This is a genomic window from Curtobacterium sp. MCLR17_032, assembly GCF_003234795.2.
Classification (GTDB): domain Bacteria; phylum Actinomycetota; class Actinomycetes; order Actinomycetales; family Microbacteriaceae; genus Curtobacterium.
This window is the reverse complement of record NZ_CP126268.1, coordinates 2,349,828-2,370,269: the sequence shown is the minus strand read 5'-3', so window position 1 is coordinate 2,370,269 and position 20,442 is coordinate 2,349,828. Positions and strand designations below refer to the sequence as shown.

Here is a 20,442-nt window from a genome sequence, read left to right as displayed (position 1 = left end):
TAGGGTTGATCGGGCGCCGGCTCGGATGCGGCGCACGCGAGCATCGGAGAGGACGGCCCACGTGCGGATCTTGGCCTTCGGAACATACCAGGCAGCGGACCACCCACGGGTGCGCGTGCTCGCCGACGGCCTCCGCGCACGAGGACACCGGGTGGCCGAGGCGAACGTCCCGCTCGGCCTGTCGACGCGGGAGCGCGTGGCGATGCTCGGCGCTCGGTCCGGAGCCGTGCAGATGGCCGTGCGACTCGTGCGCAGTTGGTCACGACTGACCGGGAAGGCCCTGCGCGCGCGGGCCGCCGGACGACCCGATGCGGTACTCGTCGGCTACATGGGGCACTTCGACGTCTGGCTCGCACGGCTGCTGTTCCCGCGGACCACGATCGTGCTCGACCACCTGGTGTTCGCCGCGACGACCGCACAGGACCGCGGTGTCGGCGGCACCGGGCTCAAGCAGCGGCTGCTCCGCGCGATCGACGCGGCAGCCCTGCGGATCGCCGACGTGGTCGTCCTGGACACCGACGAGCACCGGGACCTGGTGCCCGAGCGGCTGCGGGCGAAGGCGGTCGTCGTCCCCGTGGGTGCCACGGCGCAGTGGTACGACGCCGCCCAGCCCGTGTCGCCCGTCGACACGACCGGCGGGCCGCTGCGCGTGGTGTTCTACGGGCTCTTCACCCCGCTGCAGGGCGCGGCGACGATCGGTGCCGCGATCGGCCTGCTCCGACCGGAGGAGCCGGTGCACGTCACCATGATCGGCTCCGGTCAGGACCTCGACGTCGCGCAGGCCGCGGCTCGGGGCGGCGCCAGGACCGAGTGGATCCCGTGGGTCACGTCCGAGGACCTCCCGGCACTCGTCGCCGGCCACGACGTCGGCATCGGCATCCTCGGGACGACGCCGAAGGCGCAGAAGGTCGTGCCGAACAAGGTCTACCAGTGCGCCGCCGCCGGTCTCGCGGTGGTGACGAGCGACACCGCCCCGCAGCGTCGCGCGTTCGGCGATGCCGTCATCGGTGTCCCGCCGGGGGACGCTGCCGCGCTCGCCGACACGCTCCGATCACTCGCCGCGGACCGGTCGCTGCTCGCCGGACGTCGCTCCGCTGCTGCTGCGGCCGCTGAACGGTTCCGTCCGGCGGCCGCCGTCGGACCGCTCGACGAACGGCTGCGCGCGGTCGTCCGCTGACGCGACACGTCCGCTGACGCGACACGTCCGCTGTCGCGACGTCCCGGACCGACGACGGACGGGAGGCGCGGTGCCAGCTGGCACCGCGCCTCCCGTCTCGTGTGTGGCTGGCGGCTCAGCGCCGGAGCGCGCCGGCCTCGACCGCCGCGTGCAGCGCCTCGCGCCAGTCGCGCATCGGCGCGAGGCCCGCACGGGACCACGCGTCGTGCCCGAGCACGCTGTACGCCGGACGCGGTGCCGGACGGACGAAGGACGCACTGTCGGTCGGCAGCACGCGCTCCGGGTCCAGCCCGTTCTCCGAGAAGATCGCGCGGGTGAAGTCGTACCAGGAGCCCTGGCCCGAGTTCGTGCCGTGGTAGGTGCCGGCCGGGGCGTCCGTGTCGACCAGTTCGACGATGCGAGCAGCCAGGTCCCCGGTCCAGGTGGGCTGTCCGACCTGGTCCGTGACGACCGACACCGTGTCGTGCGTGGCGGCGAGCCGCAGCATCGTCGCGGCGAAGTTCGGCCCGTGCTCGCCGTAGATCCACGCGGTGCGGACGATGTACGACGAGTCCGGCGCGATCTGCCGCACGAACGCCTCGCCGGCCGCCTTGGTCCGCCCGTAGGCGTTCAGCGGGTCGGTCGGGGCGTCCTCGGCGTAGGGCGCGGTGCCGTTGCCGTCGAACACGTAGTCCGTCGAGATCGTCACGAGCTTGGCGCCGTGGCGGACCGCCGCCTCGGCCAGGAGCTTCGGGCCGGTGGCGTTCACCGCGCCGGCCTCGTCCTCGTGGGTCTCCGCGTCGTCGACCTTCGTGTACGCCGCGGAGTTGATCACGACGTCGTGGCCGGCGACCGCGGCGTCGACCGCGTCCGGGTCGGTGATGTCGAGGTCGGCGCGGCCGAGGGCGGTCACGTCACGACCCTGCAGCGCGAGCTGCAGGTCGCGACCGAGCATGCCGGCGGCGCCGGTGATGAGGGTGCGTGTCATCGTCGTCGCCGGGCTCAGCTGAGCGCCGCGCGCTCCTTGAGGGGCTCCCACCAGGTGCGGTTGTCGCGGTACCACTGGACGACGTCGGCGAGGCCCTGCTCGAACGGCACCTGCGGTTCGTAGCCGAGCTCGGCCTGGATCTTCGAGATGTCGACCGAGTAGCGGAGGTCGTGGCCGAGGCGGTCCTGGACGCGGTCGACGTACGACCAGTCCTTGCCGGTGGCGTCGAGGAGCAGCTGGGTGAGCTCCTTGTTGGTGAGCTCGGTGCCACCGCCGATGTTGTAGATCTCGCCCGCGCGGCCCTTGGTGAGGACCATCGCGATGCCGCGGGTGTGGTCGTCGACGTGCAGCCAGTCGCGGATGTTGTTGCCCTCGCCGTAGAGCGGCACGTGCCGGTCGTCGATGAGGTTCGTGACGAAGAGCGGGATGACCTTCTCCGGGAAGTGGTACGGCCCGTAGTTGTTCGAGCAGCGCGTGATCGAGAGGTTCAGCCCGTGCGTGCGGTGGTAGCTGCGAGCGAGCAGGTCGCTGCCGGCCTTCGACGCCGAGTACGGCGAGTTCGGCTCGAGCGGACGCTCTTCGTCCCACGAGCCCTCGCTGATCGAGCCGTAGACCTCGTCGGTGGAGACGTGCACGAAGCGCTCGGTGCCGTGGCGGAGCGCGGCGTCGAGCAGGCGCTGGGTGCCGACCACGTTCGTCTCGACGAAGATGCCGGAGTCGCGGACCGAACGGTCGACGTGGGACTCGGCGGCGAAGTGCACGATCGCGTCGATGCCCGGGACGACCTCGTCGAGCTTCGCGGCGTCGGTGATGTCGCCCTGCACGAAGGTGTACCGCGGGGAGTCCGCGACCGGTGCGAGGTTCTCGAGGTTGCCCGAGTAGGTGAGCGCGTCGTAGACGACGACGTCGGCACCCTCGAGGCCGGGGTAGGCGTCCTGCAGCGTACGACGGACGAAGTTCGAGCCGATGAAGCCGGCCCCTCCGGTGACGAGGATCTTCACGCGTTGTTCCTTCATTGATCGGTGAGCGGTCGGTCGGCGGTGAGTCTAGCGGTCGCCGTGGTCGGGGCCGGGGCCGGGGCCGGGGTCCGGGTCCGGCAGCGCAGCGGGCGACGAGCCCGGGGGACGCGGCGCGGGAAGGGTGTCCACCGTCTCGCGTGTCCCGGTGGCGTCATCCGCTCCGACAATCGCGGCGGGCGTTCCGCTGCGTGGTCCGCTGCGTCCGACGGCACCCCATGCCAGCACGGCCGTCGCCAGCCCGACCACGGCGACGGCGACGGCGATGGCGACGAGCGGACGGAGACCGTAGGGCAGGGAGCCGATGAGCGTCTGGCGTCCCGCGACCGAGATCCGGAACACGAGCTCTTCGTAGGACCCGGAGTAGAGCAGCGCGAGTGCTGCGGCGGCGACCAGCGGCGGGACGACGATCGCCGCGCGTGCCAGACGGATCCGGACGGTCTCGCTGTCGACGAGTGCTCGCCACGCGCAGGCCTGGACCACGAGCAACGCGGCGAGCGACGGGAAGAGGAACCGGCCCTGGTTGACGGTCACCCCGAGATGACTGGCGTACGTGGCCCAGTCGCGCACGAGCACGACGACGAGCGCCGTGGCGGGGAAGGCAGCCGCGACGAGCATGGTGCGGCGGTCCGCGCTCTGGCGGGTGAGGCCCCAGACGACCGCGGCCAGGGCGATCACGGTCAAGGAGTCGACGAGCACGGCCGAGAGCGGCCACTCGTACCGGCCGAGGAGGCCCCAGAACGAGTTGGACATGCCGTTCCAGAACGCGCCGGCGAACTGCGTGGGGGCAGGGGACTCGTTCGCGGGCCAGGTCGACGACACGGCCGGGAACGGGTCCGGCTGGGGGGTTCCGGTCTGGACGGCCAACGCGATGTACCACCATCCGGTGGTGACGGCGGGGACCGCGAGCACCACGAGCGCGCGCAGCAGGCGGCCGAGCGGACCGGACCCGTTCCGCGCCAGGACCACGGCCAGGAGCGCGAACGGCACGGCGATCGCGCCGCCGGCCATCATCGCGGTCCCCACGGCCAGTGCGCCGCCGAGGGCGAGAGCCGTCCACCAGGAGCGGTCCCCGGTGAGCACCCGCACCGCGAGCCACGTGGCGAGCACGCCGGCGGTGATCACCGGCACCCACACCGAGACCGACGAACCGAGTTGTGCGAGCTGCGGCACGGCCAGGAGGGTCGCGGTCGCGGCCAGGGCGGTGCGTGGTGAACGGGTGGCGCGTCGGACGCTGGCCCAGACGAGCGCCGGGACGGGGAGCATGACCGCGACGTCGACCAGTCGCATGCCCAGCACGACGATGTCCCACCTGCGCCCGGCGAAGTCGAGCAGGTGTGCGACCACGGCCTGCACCAGGAACCACGTCGGCGGGTGCTGTGACATCGGGTTGACGAGCGCGTTCTCCGAGCCGTCACCGACGATCGTCGCGAAGTCCGGCCGGTCGAGCGCCGGCGGGAGGTGCACCGGGACGTTCTGGCCGAGCAGACCCTGCAGGTAGTGCAGGTCCCCGGCCGGCGGCCACCCCTGTCCCATGGCGAGGTGGATCGCGGCGTCGACGTTCGCGAGTTCGTCGGGGCCGTGGAGCGCCGGGTTGAGGTACGCCCAGAGCATCAGGACGAGCCCGAACACGACGGTGATGCCGATGACCGTGGCGAGTTCACGGCGACCGACTGGCGGTCCGACACGTCGGCGGACGACCGCGGGACGGACGGCCTCCGCGTGGGTTCGTGTTCGCGGTGTGCTCATGCTGTCGTCCCTCCACGGCGGCCTGTGTCGAGCGGGACCGTCTGGCCGCCACCGCCATCGCCCGTCCGGACTGTGGCGGCGAGCACCACCGTGGCGGCGAGCACCACGACCGCGACGACCCACCCGACGACGATCACCGTCACCGGCACCGGGGACGACGCGGCCAGCACGTCGAGTCCGCGTGGGGTGACCCGGATCCGGGAGTGCTCGGCGACGCTCCCGTACGTGAACAGCAGCCCGTACACCGCCAGCCCTGCCGACAGCGCCGAGACCACGACCGCGAATCGGCGGTGCCCGCGGTCGGTCTGGACGGCTCGGCGCCAGGCGATCGCGCTGAGCGCGATGAAGGCGAGCAGCGCCGGGAAGTAGTAGCGGCCCTGGGTCGCACCGATGAACGTCGTCGCTTCGTAGCTGCCCCATGCGTTCGAGGTCTGCAGGACGAAGACCGTGGCCGGCAGCACCGCGAGTGTGATCGCGACGCGGAGCCCTGGCGCGCGACGGAAGGCCCAGACGAGCACGGCTCCGAGTCCCAGGACGGTGGCGGTCTCGAAGACCACGGGGGAGAGGATCCACTGCGCGCGGCCGCCGAAGCTCCCCCAGAACGTCCGGGCGATGGTCGACCAGGACACGTCGACGAAGGCGGCCGGGTCCGGACCGGTGCCGGCGGGGAACGGCTTCGGTGGGCGGATCGCCGAGAAGCCGCTGGGCTGCAGCGTGTGGAAGACGAGGAGGTTCCGGACCCACCACCACGCACCGACGACGGCGGCCAGGGCGAGGACCCAGAGGGCCCGGACGGCACGTGGCAGGACCCCGGCACGGCGCAGCGGTGCGACGAGCACGGCGACCGCCACGAAGGGGATCAGTGGCAGCGCGGTGCCCTTCCACAGGATCGCCACGCCGAGGGACAGGGCGAGCGCGAGTGCCGTCCGCACCCGGTCGTCGCCGGTCATCACCCGGACGGCCAACCACACCGTGGTCGCGGCGAAGAGCACGACCGGGGCGTCGTTGGACGCCGAGGCGCCGATCGAGGCGAGCTCGGGCACGGCGAGGACGGCGAACGCCCCGACCAGTGCTGCGCGCGGGGACCGGGTCACCCGACGGACCGTGGCCCACGCGAGCGCCGGGAGCGGCAGGACGAAGAGCGCACCGAGCAGCCGGACCGCGAGCAGGGCGGCGTGGGGCTGGAGGGACTCGAAGTGCACCAGGTGCAGGACACCCGCTGCGACGACGTAGTACGCCGGCGGGTGCTGCGTCATCTGGTCGACGGCGTCCGACGGCGCTGCGCCGGTCGACCGCAGCAGGTCGCCCATCGTCGGAGCGCTGTCGGCGTGTGACGTGCTCGTCGCCTGTTGGACGGCCTCGAGGATCCGGAGATCGCCGGGGTCGGGCCAACCGTCACCGATCGCGACGTGCACGGCCGCGTCGAAGTGCGCGCGCTCATCGGGCGCCTGGAAGGTCGGGACGAGCGCGGCCCACAGCACCAGCAGCAGGCCGAACGTCGCCGTCACGGCGGCGATCACGACCCACTCGCGACGCCGCACCGGAGGGACGGGGTCAGTCACCGTACCGCGCGAGCTTCTGCAGGTCGAGCTGTTCCTCTGCCAGGGTCCGGTTCAGTCGCGTCAGGTCGGCGACGACGCCGATAGTCATCGCGAGCACCGCGGTGATGACGAGGACGAGCCCGAGCAGGAGCGACTGCAGGTGGTTCCCGCCCGAGTCCGTGGCGAGCAGCACCAGGTACCGGATGAACGGGATGAGCCCGCAGGCGGCCAGCACTGCGCTGACCCAGGCGAACAGCGCCATCGGTCGGTACATCAGGTAGACGCGGGCGATCGCGGACCCGGACTCGAACATGTGCTGCCAGATGTTGCTGAACAGTCGCGACTCACGCGTCTTCGCGTTCGTCGTGATCGGCACACTGGCGATCGCGATGCGCTTGTAGCCGGCCTGCACGATCGTCTCCATGCAGTAGCTGAACCGCGTGACGATGTTGAGCCGGATCAGCGAGTACTTGGAGTACGCGCGGAACCCGCTCGCGGCGTCGGGCAGGTCGAGACCGGCGGCGCGGCTGGCGACCCAGGAGCCGAACCGTTGCATGAGCTTCTTGAAGCCGGAGAAGTGCTCGATGGTGCGTGTCTGCCGGTCGCCGATGACGATCTCGGCCCGCTTCTCGAGGATCGGCTGCACCAGGTCCGCGATCTGCGCCTGCGGGTACTGGTTGTCACCGTCGGTGTTCACGACGATGTCCGCACCGTGGAGCAGCGCGTAGTCGACGCCGTCGCGGAACGAGCGGGCGAGGCCCATGTTCTGCGCGTGGCGGACGAAGTGGGTCACGCCGTGGGCCTGTGCGACCTCCACGGTGCGGTCGGTGGAACCGTCGTCGATCACGAGGATCTCGATCTCGTCGATGCCGGGGATCGACCGCGGGATCGTCTCGAGGACTGCGGGGAGCGTCTGCTCCTCGTTGAGGCACGGGATCTGGATGAAGAGCTTCACTGCGTTCGGGCGTCTCGATCTGGTCGTAGGGCGCGCATGCTCGAGGTGATGGCGCGCGGATGCGTTTCAGGCCGCGTTCACCCTACGTGATGTCATGCACTCACCGGAGGCACGGGCACGCGGGCCGGCGCGGATGGCCCGGTTCGGAACACGCTGTGGGAGGATCGCTCATCGTGCGCCGCCCGACCCTGACCCTCCACGCCGGCATCGTCCTGGCGGCGGCCGTGTTCGCCGTCTTCGCCGCGATCGCGATCGGGTTCAGCGCCCCGCCCTTCAACTCGGGCGACGAGGCCGCGCACTTCGACTACGCGGTGTCCGTGTGGCATGGTCACCTGCCCGTGTTCGAGGACGGACTCACGATCAAGGCGTCCTTCGGGACGTCGCCGCCGGTGCAGTGGGTCTCGCAGCACCCGCCCCTGTTCTACGCGATCCTCGCGCCCGTCGTCGGGCCGCTCTGGGACGGCGGCCACCAGTACCAGGCGGTCTTGGCCGGACGAGCGGTGAACGCCCTGCTCGCCGGTCTCACCGTCCTGGCAGCGGGCTGGGCGGCGCGGCGGGTACTGCCGACCCGACCGCTGGCCGCGAGCGTCGCCGCCGTGGTCGTGTCGATGACGTCGATGTTCCTGCTGGTCGGCGGTGCCGTCTACAACGACCTGCCGAACATGGCGTTCGGCGCACTCGCGGTCGGCGTCGCGGCCACGGCGCTCCGTCGCGGTCTCTCCACCCGGCTGGTCGTCCTGGCCGCGGTCGTGACGGCTGCCGGCATGCTCAGCCGCCTCACCTTCGCGGTGTTCGTGCTGGCTGTCCTCGTCGCCGTCCTCTGTGCCCGTGGGAACGGTTGGTGGAACAGCGTGGCCGGCCGCGTGGTCGCGGTCGTGATCGCCGCCGCCGCCCCCGCCTCGGCCGCGGGCTGGTTCTTCCTCCGCAACGAGCGGCTGACCGGCAACATCGCCGGCAGCCAACCGGCGTGGGCTGCGGCGCACCTGCACCGGCAACAGCACGGGTTCGTCGAGACGGTCACCGATCCCGGCTTCTGGACCGGCGTCTTCTCGGTCTTCCGAGGGCACTTCGCGCCGGACGTGCACTGGACCTGGTGGCTCCTCGTCGGACCGCTCCTGCTCGCGGTCGTCGTCGCGGTCGTGCCCGCACTGCGGCGGAGCGGGCGTGTCGCGTCCGGAACGCCCGCCGTGGTGGCCGGTCGGGGTCGCGTCGCCTCCGACCGTCTCGCCGACGTGCTGGTCGCCCTCATGCTCGCCGCGGTCGTCGTGCTCGTCGTCTTCCTCCAGATCCGGTTCACCATGCAGGGCGGCGCCTCCCAGGCCCGGTACGGCCTGCCGGTCGTCCCGGTGCTCGCCGTCGTGATGGCGATCGGCCTCGCCGGGTTGGGTCGGTTCCTCTCGCCGCTGGTCGTCACGGTGTGGGTCGCCGCCGCCGGGTACGACTGGTTCGCCATCGTCGACCTCTCGGCTCCGGCGTTCCAGGTGCCGGCGACGTTGACGATCAGCCGGATCGCGGTCGTCGTCGCGTTCGTGGCGCTCGCTGCGGTGCTCGCGTTCGTCTGGACCGCGGCGCTCCGCCGTCCAGCCACCGTCGCGGCGCCCACCGATGCCGACGCCGACGAGACTCCCGTCCCGGCGTGACAGGATGACAGCGTGACGTCGTTGCGCTCCCGACTCGCGCGGTTCATCACCCGCCGTCCCGACCAGCGCGACCCAGCGGCCGGTACGGCACCGGAACCGCCTCTGGTCGGCTTCGTCGTGCACGGCGCCGGCGGCGTGCACCCGGCCTCCGCGCACATCCGCGTCACCGGTCGGATGTCGGCGCTCGCCGCCTCCGGAGCGGCCCGCGTCGCCCAGGTCGAGCCGATCCGCTGGGCCGACGGGACGGACACGGCCCACCTCGACGTGCTCCTCGTGCAGCGCGACGCCTTCCCGCTCGCCTCGCTCGACGCCGCGATCGAGCGCGCACACCGCGAGGGCACCCGCATCGTCGCGGAGGTGGACGACGACTTCTTCAGCCGGGAGGCCCGTGCCCGGCTCGTCCGCGCCGAGTACGACCCCGACCGACTCGCGTCCGTCGAGCGCCTGGTGGCGGCCGCCGACGTGGTCGTCACGTCGACGGAGCCGCTGCGCGCGGTGCTCGCGGCGGCGGGCATGCCGGCGGTGGTGGTGCCGAACGCCGTCCAGCCGGGGCTGTGGGGGACCGGCCCGTCCCGCCCGGACCCGACCGGCCCCCGCCGGATCCTCTACATGGGGTCCGCGACGCACGGCGACGACCTGGCGCTCCTCCGGCCGGCATTCGACGGGTTCGTGGACGACGACGGGCGTGCGGTCCGCCTCGAGGTGGTCGGCGTGACGGACTCCGACGCCGACTGGTTCGACCGCCTGGACCTGCCCGAGGGGGCGACGCACTACCCCGAGTTCGTGGCGTTCCTCCGGGACTGTGCGCACCGTTGGTCGGCGGGGGTCGCACCGCTCACCGACGACCCGTTCAACGACGCCAAGAGCGACCTCAAGTTCCTCGAGGTCAGCATGCTCGGGCTGCCGTTCGTCGCTTCGGACCGGCCCTCCTACGCGGGCATCGACGCGCACGGTGGTCTGCTCGCCACGAACGAGCCGGCCGCGTGGCAGCAGGCACTGCGGACCGCCTTCCGGGAGGCCGACGACCGGGTGGCGCAGGCCCGGTCGTACGTGCGTGCCGAGCGGCTCGTGACGGCCGACGGCGACTGGCGAGGAGCCCTCGGCCTCTGAGCGCAGCAGTCTTGCTAGGCTGCCCCGGTGCAGATCCGAGAACTGAAGATCCAAGGCGCGTGGGAGTTCACCCCCGTCCAGCACGGTGACGCCCGGGGCGCGTTCCTCGAGGCCTACCGCGCGGACGTGCTCGAGGAGACCGTCGGCCACCCGCTCGACCTCCGTCAGGTGAACATGTCGATCTCGTCGCGCGGCGTCGCACGGGGGATCCACTACGCCCTGGTCGCACCGAGCCAGGCCAAGTACGTCACGGCCGTCCGCGGAGCCTTCATCGACTACATCATCGACATCCGCGTCGGTTCGCCGACGTTCGGCCAGTGGGACTCCGTCCGGATCGACGACGTCGACCGCCGTGCCGTGTACCTGTCCGAGGGGCTCGGTCACGCCATCGTCGCGCTCGAGGACCAGTCGACGGTGAACTACCTGGTCAGTGCGCACTACGACCCCCAGCGCGAGAAGGGGATCAGCATCCTCGACCCCACCGTCGGGCTCGAACTGCCCGACGGCATCGGCGAGCCGGTGCTGTCCGAGAAGGACACCAGCGCGCCGACCCTCGAGCAGGCCGCCGAGCAGGGGCTGCTCCCCACGTTCGAGGAGTGCCTCGCCTACACCGAGTCCCTCCGGACCACGACGAAGTAAGGACGCACCCCCATGAAGGGCATCATCCTGGCCGGTGGTTCCGGCACGCGCCTCTGGCCGATCACCAAGGGCATCAGCAAGCAGCTCATGCCGATCTACGACAAGCCGATGGTCTACTACCCGCTGTCGACGCTGATGATGTCCGGCATCCGCGAGGTGCTGATCATCACGACGCCGGAGTACAACGACCAGTTCAAGGCGCTGCTCGGTGACGGCTCGGCCCTCGGCATGGACATCCAGTACGCGGTGCAGCCGTCCCCGGACGGTCTGGCCCAGGCGTTCGTCATCGGTGAGGACTTCATCGGTGACGACAGCGTGGCCCTGGTCCTCGGCGACAACATCTTCCACGGCACCGGGCTCGGCACGAACCTCCGCAAGAACACCGAGGTGCAGGGCGCGACGATCTTCGCGTACCACGTGGCCGACCCGAAGGCGTACGGCGTCGTGGAGTTCGACGACGACTTCACCGCCGTCTCCATCGAGGAGAAGCCGGCGGAGCCGAAGTCGAACTACGCCGTCCCCGGTCTGTACTTCTACGACAACAAGGTCATCGAGATCGCCAAGACCATCGAGCCGAGCGCCCGCGGCGAGCTCGAGATCTCGACCGTCAACGAGCGCTACCTCGAGGCGGGGGAGCTCGGCGTGCAGGTCCTCGACCGTGGCACCGCCTGGCTCGACACCGGCACGTTCGAGTCGATGATGCAGGCGTCCGAGTACGTGAAGGTGATCGAGGACCGGCAGGGCTTCAAGATCGGCTGCATCGAGGAGATCGCCTGGCGCAACGGCTGGATCGACGACACGCAGCTCGCCGACCTCGCCGCACCGCTCGTCAAGGGCGGCTACGGCGTCTACCTGCAGAACCTGCTGCGCGGCTGACGGTGGCCCGGTCCGGGTGGCGTCGGCTCCTCGGCCGGTCCGACGGCCCTGGCGCGAGCCCGTCGGCAACTGGCGCGAGTCCGTCGGCGGCTGACGGTGCCTCGTCGACACCCGACGCGACCCCGTCGGGACCGGTGCCGACGTACCCGGACGAGCCGCGCCTCCCGGTCGACACGTCGCTGGTCGCCGAGCCTGCACGAGCGGGCGACCACGGCGTCGACGTCGTCGTCACGGTGGCGGAACCGGCGTTCCGTGACGGCGCCCACCTGCCGGCCGTCCGGGCCGCGCGGGACGCCGGTGCCGCGACCGTCGTCGTCAGCGTGTACGACGTGCACGCGGGTCCCACGAGCGTCTACCCGCCGGTCGTCGCCGGGGCGGACCACGTCGTCGCCCGCGCGAGCGTCGCGGCGACCTGGGGCGGTGCCGTCGCTGCCGCACGACCGCTCCTCGGCAGCGCCGTCGTCGTCGTGCAGGACGCGTCCGTCGCGATGCCCGTCGGCGGGTACGCGACGCTGACGGCGGCACTCGACCGTGCGGCCGTCGCGGTGGGCGTCGTCCGCACCGGTGACGACCTCGTCGCCAGCGCCGGAGCCATGCTGGTGCGCGGCACCGCCCCGGTCGCCTCCCTGCTGCGCGGCCACCCCGCCGAGGACGCGGACCTGCTCGACGGCGCCGAGGTGTTCGCCGCCGACGAGCCCTGCTTCGCCGTCCGCACCCGGGACCTGGCGCTGCCGGTCCCGACCGTCGACACCCGGACCGCCATCGCGCGACTCACGCGGGACAGCGCGGACGCTGCCGACGGTCCCTGCGTCGCCGTCGCACTGGGACGGGTGTACCGGACGAGCGTGCTCCGAGAGCGACGCTACGACACGGATGCGGCATCGGCGCTCGTGCACTGGCGGACGCGGACCGACGACACCGCGGCTGTGGCCCTCGCCCGCGCCGGACTCGTGCCGGGCGTCCCCACCGCCGACCCGGCAGGCGCCCCCGTCGCCCTCCGCGAGCCCGTCGTCCGCGCCGAACGCGGCCCCGAGCGGCTGGCGCTGCGTGACCGCGGTGTCCGGCTGCGCTGGTCGATCCGGATCGCGGCCCACCCGGGACCCGGTGGCGACGACTGGGGCGACACCTTCTTCGCGCGCGACCTGGCGACGGCGTTGCGGTCGCTCGGGCAGGAGGTCGTCGTGGACCATCGCGAGTCGCACGTCCGGCCGGCGTCCGAGCACCTCGACGACGTCGCGCTGACGCTCCGCGGCCTCGACGACACCCCGGTGCACCCCGCGGCGACGAACGTGCTCTGGGTCATCTCGCACCCCGACCTCGTGTCGGCGGACGAACTGGCCCGCTACGACCTGCGTTTCGCCGCCGGGCCGGTGTGGGCGGACCGGGTCTCGGCGGAGACCGGCCTCGAGGTGGCACCGCTCCTGCAGGCGACGGACCCGGCCCGGTTCCACCCGGGGGCCGCCGCACCGGAGTACGCCGACCTCGACACCGCGTTCGTCGGCAAGACCCGCGAGGTCTTCCGCCCGGTGGTGCGCGACGCGGTGGCCGCTGGACTCGACCTCGCCGTCTGGGGCGAGGGGTGGGAGGGGCTGCTGCCGGAAGGAGTGCACCGCGGGGTCTTCGTCGCGAACGACGCGCTTCCGGCGCTGTACCGAAGTGCCAGGGTGGTGCTCAACGACCACTGGGACGACATGGCCCGCGACGGGTTCGTGTCCAACCGGCTGTTCGACGCCGCCGCCACGGGGGCGCTCGTGCTCACCGACCCGGTACCGGGCGTCGACGAGTTGTTCCACGGCGCCGTCCGGAGCTACCGGGGCGTGGACGAACTCCGGGAGCTGGTCCGGCAGGGGGAGACCACGTCGGCCGCAGACCGGGCCGCACGCGGGGCGCGGGTCGGTGCGGAGCACGCGTTCGTCCGCCGGGCCGAGGCGCTCCTCGACGCGGTGCGCCGGCACCGGGGCGTCTGACCCGCAGCGCTGCGCATGGTGTCAGCGCGTGCGTGCTCCGCGGGGCGTCAGCGCTGCACGTACGCGCACGATGCCGAGAGGTTCCAGTTCGCGCTGGGGGCGACCGGGACCATGATCGTGGTGTCGGCTGGCTTGCCGATGCACTGCTCGGTCGCCGTCACCACGCCGTCACTGAACAGCGGGCCGCCGTCGCGGGTCGACCACGGCACGGTGAAGTTGACGACCGCACTGACGACGAGCGTCGCCGTCACGACGGCTCCGAGCGTCGGTCCGGCCCAGCGCGGCAGCCGAGACCACCGCGTACCGGCGACGACGTCGACGACGACCAGCAGCGCCATCATGATGAACATCGACGCGACCGCCGTGTAGCGGACGACGTGGAACACGCCGAACTGCTCGAGCGTGTAGTGCGCGAAGAGGAACCCGGTCGACGGGGTGATGATGAGCGGCGCCGCCCACGACGCCGCCGATCCGACGACCAACGAGCCGAGGATGATGCGCTGCGGCGCGACGCCCCGCCAGAACCCGACGGCGACCACCAGGAGCACCACCGCGAAGGGCACCGCGAGGACCCACCAGCCGTGCCGGAAGACGATCGAGCCGACGCGGGCCGCGTCGGTCGTCCACGTGCTGGCGAACGGCTGCACGAGGTAGCCGGCCGCGATGTCGGAGAGCCCGAGGTCGACGTCGTTGCGCCCGGTCCGGGGCGCCAGGTTCAGGGAGATCAGCTGCGTCGCGAGCCCGAGGACGGCACCGACCACGACCGGCGACTTCCGGACCCGGTTGACGCCGATGAGCAGCAGCGGCACGAACAGCAGGGTCTGCGTCTCGGACAGCGTCATGAGCAGCGCCGCGACCCCGAGCAGGCCGCCGGAGACCCAGTGGCGCGGGACGAACGCGAACAGGAACGGCGTGGCCACCAGGACGTACCAGTGCAGGTTCGCCAGGTTGCCGGCGGTCTCCATCGGGATCGTCGGGACGAACGCCGGCACCAGGCCGATCAGCACCCGGACCCAGGTGTGGCGGACGAACTGCGATGAGAGCACGAACACCAGAGCAGCGAAGAGCCCGGCGATGCCGCAGGAGACGATGGTGACGTCCCGGGCCAGCCCCGAGAAGTCGCCCGCGCGGAGCGCCAGCCACCCGCCGATGCGCGGGACGAACTGCAGGTACCCGCCGTAGGGGATCGTCAGCGACTCGAGCAGACCGACCCGGATGTTCTCGCCGACGAAGCGGGTGGCATCGTCGGCCCACATCGTGTTGCGTGCCGTCTCGGGGATCCGGACGAACGTCACGAGGGCGACGACGACCGCGATGGCGGCGGCGGCGGCCGGGGTCAGGACGCGACGGGAACGGGCCTCGAGAGTCAACTGCACCCGATGACGATACCGGCGGCGAGGACGGCTCAGTGCCCGCGGAGGCGGCGCGCCATCGCCTGGGCCTTGTCGGCGTAGCGCACGGCTCGGCGCCCGCGCATCGCGGCGAGCTCCGACTCCAGTTCCGCTACCCGGTGCAGCGCGGCCTCGGCACGGTCCCGCTCGAACTGCACGGTGGCCCGCAGCATCTCGGCGGTGGCCTCGCTCGTCTGGAGGGCATCCTCGAGCGTCTCGATCCGGTGGTCGCGGCCGACGACCGCGTGCCCGACGGCCTGCAGACGGCGCAGCTCGCCCTCCGGCACGACCGGGTCCGGCGCGGCGTCCAGGGCGGTCGACCCGACCGAGCGCAGCACCTCGGCGATGCCGTCGTCACGGGTGAAGGCCCCGGCAGCAGCGTCCTCGTCGGTGACGAAGCGCAGCGCGAAGGTCGCCTGCAGCACGCCCTCCCGCAGGCGGTGGAGGTCCCGCATGCCGTGGTGGCGAGGGCTCGGGGTCAGGTCGGGGTTCGCCTCGTACGCCCGGCCGCTGACGTCGACCCGGTGCTCGTACTGGGCCCAGGACCGCCAGGGCAGGTGCAGGACCTCGAGCCGGAGCCCGTCGGGCACCGGGGCGCCGTTCGCGACGCTGACCTGGTGGTTGCCCTGCACGACCGTCACGTCGGGGTCCCCGACGTGCACGGCGTTGGTGGTCGGGGGGCCGATCAGCCCGATCGCCTGCAGCTCGGGCACCGATCGCTCGTCCCGCCAGTGCAGCCGCTCGATGCCGTCGCCGGACTCGGCGAGCATCCCGGTCATGTTGACCACCGGCACCGTGAACGCACCGACCGCCGGGTCCAGACGCTCGAACACCTGGCGCACCGTCAGGGAACGGTCGACCGGCAGGATGAACTCGTCGGCGTCGGCGTTCACGACCCAGTCGGCGTGGTGCGTGCGTGCGGCGTCGCGGGCCATCCCGGTGACGACGGTGCCCTGCTGCTTCCGGTGCACCGGGTCGTGGCGGAGGTCCACGGTGACGTCGGTGCGCGCGGCGAACGCGGTGAGGAGTTCGGTGGTCCCGTCGACCGAGCCGTTGTCGGTGATGACGAAGACGTCGAAGCCCTGGGCCACGTGGTGGTCCAGCCAGGCCGGGACGACATCCGCTTCGTCGCGGACCATCAGGGTGACAGCGAGGGTCATGGGTGGGGGTCTTCCGGGTTCAGGGTCGCCGGGGGAGGCGGTCGGATCGAGCGACGATACCGTGTCAGCGGGTCTTCGTGGCGTGGGCGCGCACAGCGAGGGCAGCACGCAGCACGAGCCGGAGCGGCCACAGCCACCAGGCCGGGTACTTCCGTGCCAGGAAGCGGTACGCGCTCTCATGGTGTGCGCGGCGCATCCGCTCGGAGGACCCCTGCGTCGCGGTCCCGCCGATGTGGGTCGCGGTCGCGGCGGGCTCGTACACGTTCCGGAGTCCGAGACGCCCGATGCGCCAGCCGAGGTCGACGTCCTCGAAGTACATGAAGTAGCCCTCGTCGAAGCCACCGAGCCGGTCGAGGACGTCACGGCGAACCAGGACGCAGGCACCGGAGAGCCACCCGGCGTCGCGCTGCCCGTCGTGTTCGCCGTCCTGCCGGTACCGCCGGGTCCACGGGTTGCCGGGCCAGACGTTCGCGAAGACCGCGTGTCCGAGCCCGGTCCGGAGGGAGGGCACGAGGCGGGCGGACGGGTAGACCTCGCCGGTGGGTTCGAGCAGCCGGGGACCGGTCGCACCGATGCCCGGGTCGCTCTCGGCGGTCGCGACGAGCCGGTCGAGCGCGCCCGGCTCGAGGACGACGTCGGGGTTCGACACGAGGACCCACCGCACCGCCGGGTCGAGCGTGGCGACGGCCCGGTTCACGGCGCCGCCGTAGCCGCGGTTCTCGCCGAGTGCCAGGAACCGTGCGCCGGCGGCCTCGGTCACGGCACGGAGCGCGTCGGCGTCGGCCGAGTCGTTGTCGGCGACGACCACCGGGACGACGTCCGTGCTCGCCGCTGGCACGGAAGCGAGGAACGCCGGCAGGACGTCGCCGGAGTTGTAGGAGACGGTGACGATCGCCGCGCGTGCCGCGGCCTCGCCGCTCACCGGTACACCCCGAGGTGCGCGCGGGCACAGGCGGCCCAGGTGAACCCGTCGGCTCGTCGGCGTGCGCGGGCGATCCGGTCGGCCCGGTCGGCGGGGTCGCCGTCGAGCAGGCCGGCAAGCGCGGTGCGGATGGGGCCGGCGTCGGGCTCGGTGTACGTGACGGTGTCGCCGCCGACCTCGGGGATCGCCAGGCGGTCGGTGGTCAGGACGTCGGCCCCGGAGGCCATCGCCTCGAGCACCGGCAGGCCGAAGCCCTCCGCGATGCTCGGGTAGGCCACGACGCGCGACCCGCCGAGCAGCGCCCGCAGCTCGTCGACGGGCAGGTACCCGAGGTGGCGCAGCGGTGCTCCCGGACGGTCACCAGCAGCCGTCAGCTCGCGTTCGGCAGCTTCGTCCCAGCCGAGCCCGCCGGCGACGAGCAGCGCGGGGACGTCGGACCGCTCGGCGCCGAGCGCCCGGTGTGCAGCGATGAGTTCCGGCACGCGCTTGCGCGGTTCGACGGTGCCGAGGAAGGCGATCCACTCGGCGTCCGCCGCCAGCTCGTGCGCCGCGCGGAAGGCGGCGAGGTCGGCGTCGGTCGGCGGGTGGAACAGCGAGCGGTCGACGCCGAGGTGCGCGACGACGGTCGCGCGACGCGGTCGGCCGGCGAACCGGTCGAGTTCGCGGACGGTCGCCGCGCTGGGCGCGACGGTCGCCCGGGCGAGACGGCGGGCCAGTCGCGTCCACGCGCGGAAGAACCGCACCTTGAGCGTCGAGTGCGCTGCCGGGTCGCTGAAGAAGGTCGCGTCGTGCAGGGTGACGACGGTCCGGGAGGCCCGGATCACCGGGAACGTGTAGTGCGGGCTGTGCAGGACCGCGGCTCCCACCCGCCGGGTCAGGGCGACCAGTCCGGTCTGCTCCCACACGAGGCGCAGCGGCCGGGAGGCGGTCCACTCCGGAGCCGCGTGGTACCGGTGCCCCGGCGCCAGCCCGCGGAGCCACGCGACGTCGTCCGGCTTCGCCACCACGTCGACGTGCTCGCCGAGTTCGTCGAGCCCGGCCAGGAGCCCGGAGATGTACCGGGCCACGCCGCCGCGGTTCGGTGGGATCGACGTGGCGTCGACCAGCACCGGGAGTCCGCCCAACGTCAGCCCTTGACCTGGCGCTCGGTGGTCTTCGTCCAGGCGATCCCCGACTGCGTGTCCTCGTCGACCACGACGAAGCGGGCGGCCTCGCGCTCCATGACGATGTGCTCGCCGTTCGTCTTCGCCAGGAACACGTGGACGAAGTACTGCCCACCGCCCAGGCGCAGGTCGCTGAGGTGCCACTCGACCGTCGCCGTCCCACGGAGCGGGTCGTGCCGGACCTGGGTCTGGCGGCTGTCGATGCCGAAGGCCGGGTTGCCGAGGTGGTTCTCGATCTTGATGCCGGCACGCCACTCGGGCAGGACGTCCTTGTGCGAGAACGTCGCGCGGATGACGAGGTCGTCGCCGTGGTGGTGCTCGGCGCCGCGGGCACGGCCCGGGATCGAGAGCTCGACGTGCTCGACCTTGCCGGGGTTCGCGTCCGCTTCCGGGTGCGCGGCCTCAGCCTCGGCGATGCGGCGGCCCTCGAGGATCTCGCGGAAGTTCTTCACCGCCAGGCGCGCGGAGCCCTGGAACTTCACCTCGCCGTGGTGCAGCACGACGGCGGAGTCGCAGAGTTCCTGGACCTGTCCCAGGGAGTGCGACACCAGGATGATCGTGCGGCCCTGCGCCTGGAACTCGCGGATCTTGTCGAGGCACTTCTTCTGGAACTGCTCGTCACCGACGGCCAGGACCTCGTCCACGAGCAGGACGTCCGGGTCGGTGTTGATCGCGACCGCGAAGGCGAGTCGGACGTACATGCCGGATGAGTAGAACTTCACCTGGGTGTCGATGAAGTCGCCGATGCCGGAGAACTGCAGGATGTCGTCGAAGCGTGCCTCGGTCTCCTCCTGCGTCTGGCCGAGGATCGCGGCGTTCAGGTAGACGTTCTCGCGACCGGTCAGGTCGGGGTGGAAGCCGGCGCCGAGCTCGATGAGCGCGGCCAGGCGACCGCGACGCTCGACGGACCCGGTGGTCGGTTCGAGGATGCCGCCGATGGTCTTCAGCAGCGTCGACTTGCCGGAGCCGTTCGGGCCGAGCAGGCCGATCGTCGTGCCGGCGGGGATGTCCAGGCTGATGTCCTTGAGTGCCCAGAAGTCCTCGCTGTGGCGGCGTCCGGCGCGACCGAGCGTGACGATGCGCTCCTTGAGGGAGTTGTCCTTGCGGATCGTGAAGCGCTTCGAGACGTTCTTCACCGTGACCACGGCGGGGGCGTCCGAGAACGGGGAGCGGGTCTCCTGCGTCAGGTTGGCGTCGATGGTCATCGGATCAGATCTCCTGGGCGAAGTTGCCCTGCAGCTTGGCGAACACGCGCTGGCACAGCAGCAGCGCGACGAGGCCGACGAGCCCGGCGACGCACAGGCGCAGCAGCAGGTGTGCCGGGTACTCCGAGTCGGGGCCCGCGGTCCAGAAGGCCCGGTGGATGCCGAGCACGGCCAGCGTGATGGGGTTGGACGTGTAGAGGGTGAGGAGCCACTCCGGTGCCCGCGTCGCGACCATCTGCCAGGCGTAGACGATGGGGGAGCCCCACATGAGCAGGAGCACCAGGACCTCGACCAGGTACTGCATGTCGCGCAGGTACACGTTCGCCGCGGCGAGCAGCAGTGCGAACGCGGTGGCCCAGATCAGGATCACCAGGGTCGCGGGGAAGAAGTAGAGCAGGTCGAGCCGCACCCAGGCGAAGCCGCTCTGCAGGATCGCGGCGGCGAGGAGCACGACGAGCTGGACGCCGAAGTTGAACAGCGCCGCGCCCACGCTCGCCAGCGGGTAGATCTCACGCGGCAGGTAGATCTTCTTGATCAGCCCGCCGTTCGAGACGATCGACGCCGTCCCCGCCGCGACGATCTCGCTGAACAGGCCGTAGAGCGTCAGACCCGAGAACACGTAGATCGCGAACTCGGGGATGTTGCGGGACGCGCCGAGGATCTCGCCCAGGACGAAGTAGTAGATCGCCAGCTGCACGAGCGGACGGATCAGCGTCCACGCGAACCCGAGCGCGCTGTCCTTGTACCGGGACTTCAGGTCACGACGGATCAGCAGGTCGAGCAGCTGCCGGTGCGCGAAGACCTCTCGGATCGACCCGATGACGGCGGTGGCCGGGCGACCGGCCGGGATCATCCGCTCCTGGCGGAGCCGATCGAACCGCTCGGTGACGATGTTGCTCAAGGTGTTTCCTCACATTCGACGCGGGCGACGGACAACTGTACATCGGCGGCCACAGGGGGCCGC

17 protein-coding genes are annotated in these 20,442 nt (G+C 71.9%); 6 read left to right on the top strand and 11 right to left on the bottom strand.

Features of this window, described 5'->3' with window-relative positions; translation table 11 throughout:
• The first annotated feature begins 61 nt into the window (after positions 1-61).
• A complete protein-coding gene (locus DEI97_RS11120; RefSeq protein ID WP_220039184.1) occupies positions 62-1,177 on the top strand; it encodes a glycosyltransferase in 1,116 nt (371 codons plus the stop codon).
• Between the two features lie 115 nt (positions 1,178-1,292).
• Here the strand turns inward: DEI97_RS11120 and rfbD are convergent, their stop codons facing one another.
• From rfbD to DEI97_RS11095, 5 genes are read right to left on the bottom strand one after another with little or no spacing between them, the layout of a single operon-like run.
• The gene (gene rfbD / locus DEI97_RS11115) at positions 1,293-2,144 is read right to left on the bottom strand and encodes a dTDP-4-dehydrorhamnose reductase (RefSeq protein ID WP_111074246.1); all 852 of its coding nucleotides are present in this window, start codon (positions 2,142-2,144) and stop codon (positions 1,293-1,295) included.
• 14 nt (positions 2,145-2,158) lie between these two features.
• On the bottom strand, positions 2,159-3,145 hold the full coding sequence (gene rfbB / locus DEI97_RS11110; RefSeq protein WP_111074245.1) for a dTDP-glucose 4,6-dehydratase: 987 nt from the start codon (positions 3,143-3,145) through the stop codon (positions 2,159-2,161).
• Between the two features lie 45 nt (positions 3,146-3,190).
• On the bottom strand, positions 3,191-4,909 hold the full coding sequence (locus DEI97_RS11105; RefSeq protein WP_111074244.1) for a hypothetical protein: 1,719 nt from the start codon (positions 4,907-4,909) through the stop codon (positions 3,191-3,193).
• Positions 4,906-6,471, bottom strand: a complete 1,566-nt coding sequence (locus tag DEI97_RS11100) for a glycosyltransferase family 39 protein (protein WP_111074243.1) — start codon at positions 6,469-6,471, stop codon at positions 4,906-4,908. The genes DEI97_RS11105 and DEI97_RS11100 overlap by 4 nt, the downstream gene beginning before the upstream one ends.
• A complete protein-coding gene (locus tag DEI97_RS11095; RefSeq protein ID WP_111074242.1) occupies positions 6,464-7,405 on the bottom strand; it encodes a glycosyltransferase family 2 protein in 942 nt (313 codons plus the stop codon). Before DEI97_RS11095 ends, DEI97_RS11100 begins: the two co-directional genes overlap by 8 nt.
• Positions 7,406-7,578: 173 nt before the next feature.
• Between DEI97_RS11095 and DEI97_RS11090 the strand changes: the two genes are divergently transcribed.
• From DEI97_RS11090 to DEI97_RS11070, 5 genes are all read left to right on the top strand, one after another.
• A complete protein-coding gene (locus DEI97_RS11090; RefSeq protein WP_181439177.1) occupies positions 7,579-9,045 on the top strand; it encodes a DUF2142 domain-containing protein in 1,467 nt (488 codons plus the stop codon).
• Positions 9,046-9,057: 12 nt separating this feature from the next.
• Positions 9,058-10,155, top strand: a complete 1,098-nt coding sequence (locus DEI97_RS11085; RefSeq protein WP_111074240.1) for a glycosyltransferase — start codon at positions 9,058-9,060, stop codon at positions 10,153-10,155.
• A 27-nt stretch (positions 10,156-10,182) separates the two neighbouring features.
• Positions 10,183-10,794 carry a dTDP-4-dehydrorhamnose 3,5-epimerase family protein gene (locus DEI97_RS11080; RefSeq protein ID WP_111074239.1) on the top strand — a complete coding sequence of 204 codons (612 nt, stop codon included), beginning with the start codon at positions 10,183-10,185 and terminating at the stop codon, positions 10,792-10,794.
• A 12-nt stretch (positions 10,795-10,806) separates the two neighbouring features.
• Entirely contained in the window at positions 10,807-11,670 is an 864-nt protein-coding gene (rfbA, locus tag DEI97_RS11075; protein WP_111074238.1) for a glucose-1-phosphate thymidylyltransferase RfbA, read from the top strand.
• Between the two features lie 134 nt (positions 11,671-11,804).
• On the top strand, positions 11,805-13,637 hold the full coding sequence (locus tag DEI97_RS11070) for a glycosyltransferase family protein (protein WP_111074237.1): 1,833 nt from the start codon (positions 11,805-11,807) through the stop codon (positions 13,635-13,637).
• A 47-nt stretch (positions 13,638-13,684) separates the two neighbouring features.
• On the opposite strand, the gene DEI97_RS11065 is transcribed toward DEI97_RS11070, so the two are convergent.
• The 6 genes from DEI97_RS11065 to DEI97_RS11040 form a co-directional block, all read right to left on the bottom strand.
• Positions 13,685-15,013, bottom strand: a complete 1,329-nt coding sequence (locus tag DEI97_RS11065; protein ID WP_111074236.1) for a hypothetical protein — start codon at positions 15,011-15,013, stop codon at positions 13,685-13,687.
• A 29-nt stretch (positions 15,014-15,042) separates the two neighbouring features.
• Positions 15,043-16,188: a glycosyltransferase family 2 protein gene (locus DEI97_RS11060; protein WP_181439176.1), complete on the bottom strand. Its 1,146-nt coding sequence runs from the start codon at positions 16,186-16,188 to the stop codon at positions 15,043-15,045.
• A 64-nt stretch (positions 16,189-16,252) separates the two neighbouring features.
• Positions 16,253-17,110, bottom strand: a complete 858-nt coding sequence (locus DEI97_RS11055) for a glycosyltransferase family 2 protein (protein WP_111074234.1) — start codon at positions 17,108-17,110, stop codon at positions 16,253-16,255.
• Positions 17,107-18,234, bottom strand: coding sequence for a glycosyltransferase family 4 protein (locus DEI97_RS11050; RefSeq protein WP_220039183.1), 1,128 nt, complete (start codon positions 18,232-18,234; stop codon positions 17,107-17,109). Before DEI97_RS11050 ends, DEI97_RS11055 begins: the two co-directional genes overlap by 4 nt.
• Positions 18,235-18,236: 2 nt before the next feature.
• Positions 18,237-19,478 (bottom strand): ABC transporter ATP-binding protein, encoded by a 1,242-nt coding sequence (locus DEI97_RS11045; protein ID WP_111074233.1) that lies wholly within the window; start codon positions 19,476-19,478, stop codon positions 18,237-18,239.
• Positions 19,479-19,482: 4 nt separating this feature from the next.
• Positions 19,483-20,379 (bottom strand): ABC transporter permease, encoded by an 897-nt coding sequence (locus DEI97_RS11040; protein WP_258376656.1) that lies wholly within the window; start codon positions 20,377-20,379, stop codon positions 19,483-19,485.
• Positions 20,380-20,442: the final 63 nt, after the last annotated feature.

Excerpts from the sequence above, each read along its gene's own strand:
- rfbA (WP_111074238.1), top strand. The coding sequence starts at position 10,807 with ATGAAGGGCATCATCCTGGCCGGTGGTTCCGGCACGCGCCTCTGGCCG.
- rfbD (WP_111074246.1), bottom strand. The coding sequence starts at position 2,144 with ATGACACGCACCCTCATCACCGGCGCCGCCGGCATGCTCGGTCGCGAC.
- DEI97_RS11105 (WP_111074244.1), bottom strand. The coding sequence starts at position 4,909 with ATGAGCACACCGCGAACACGAACCCACGCGGAGGCCGTCCGTCCCGCG.
- DEI97_RS11060 (WP_181439176.1), bottom strand. The coding sequence starts at position 16,188 with ATGACCCTCGCTGTCACCCTGATGGTCCGCGACGAAGCGGATGTCGTC.
- DEI97_RS11045 (WP_111074233.1), bottom strand. The coding sequence starts at position 19,478 with ATGACCATCGACGCCAACCTGACGCAGGAGACCCGCTCCCCGTTCTCG.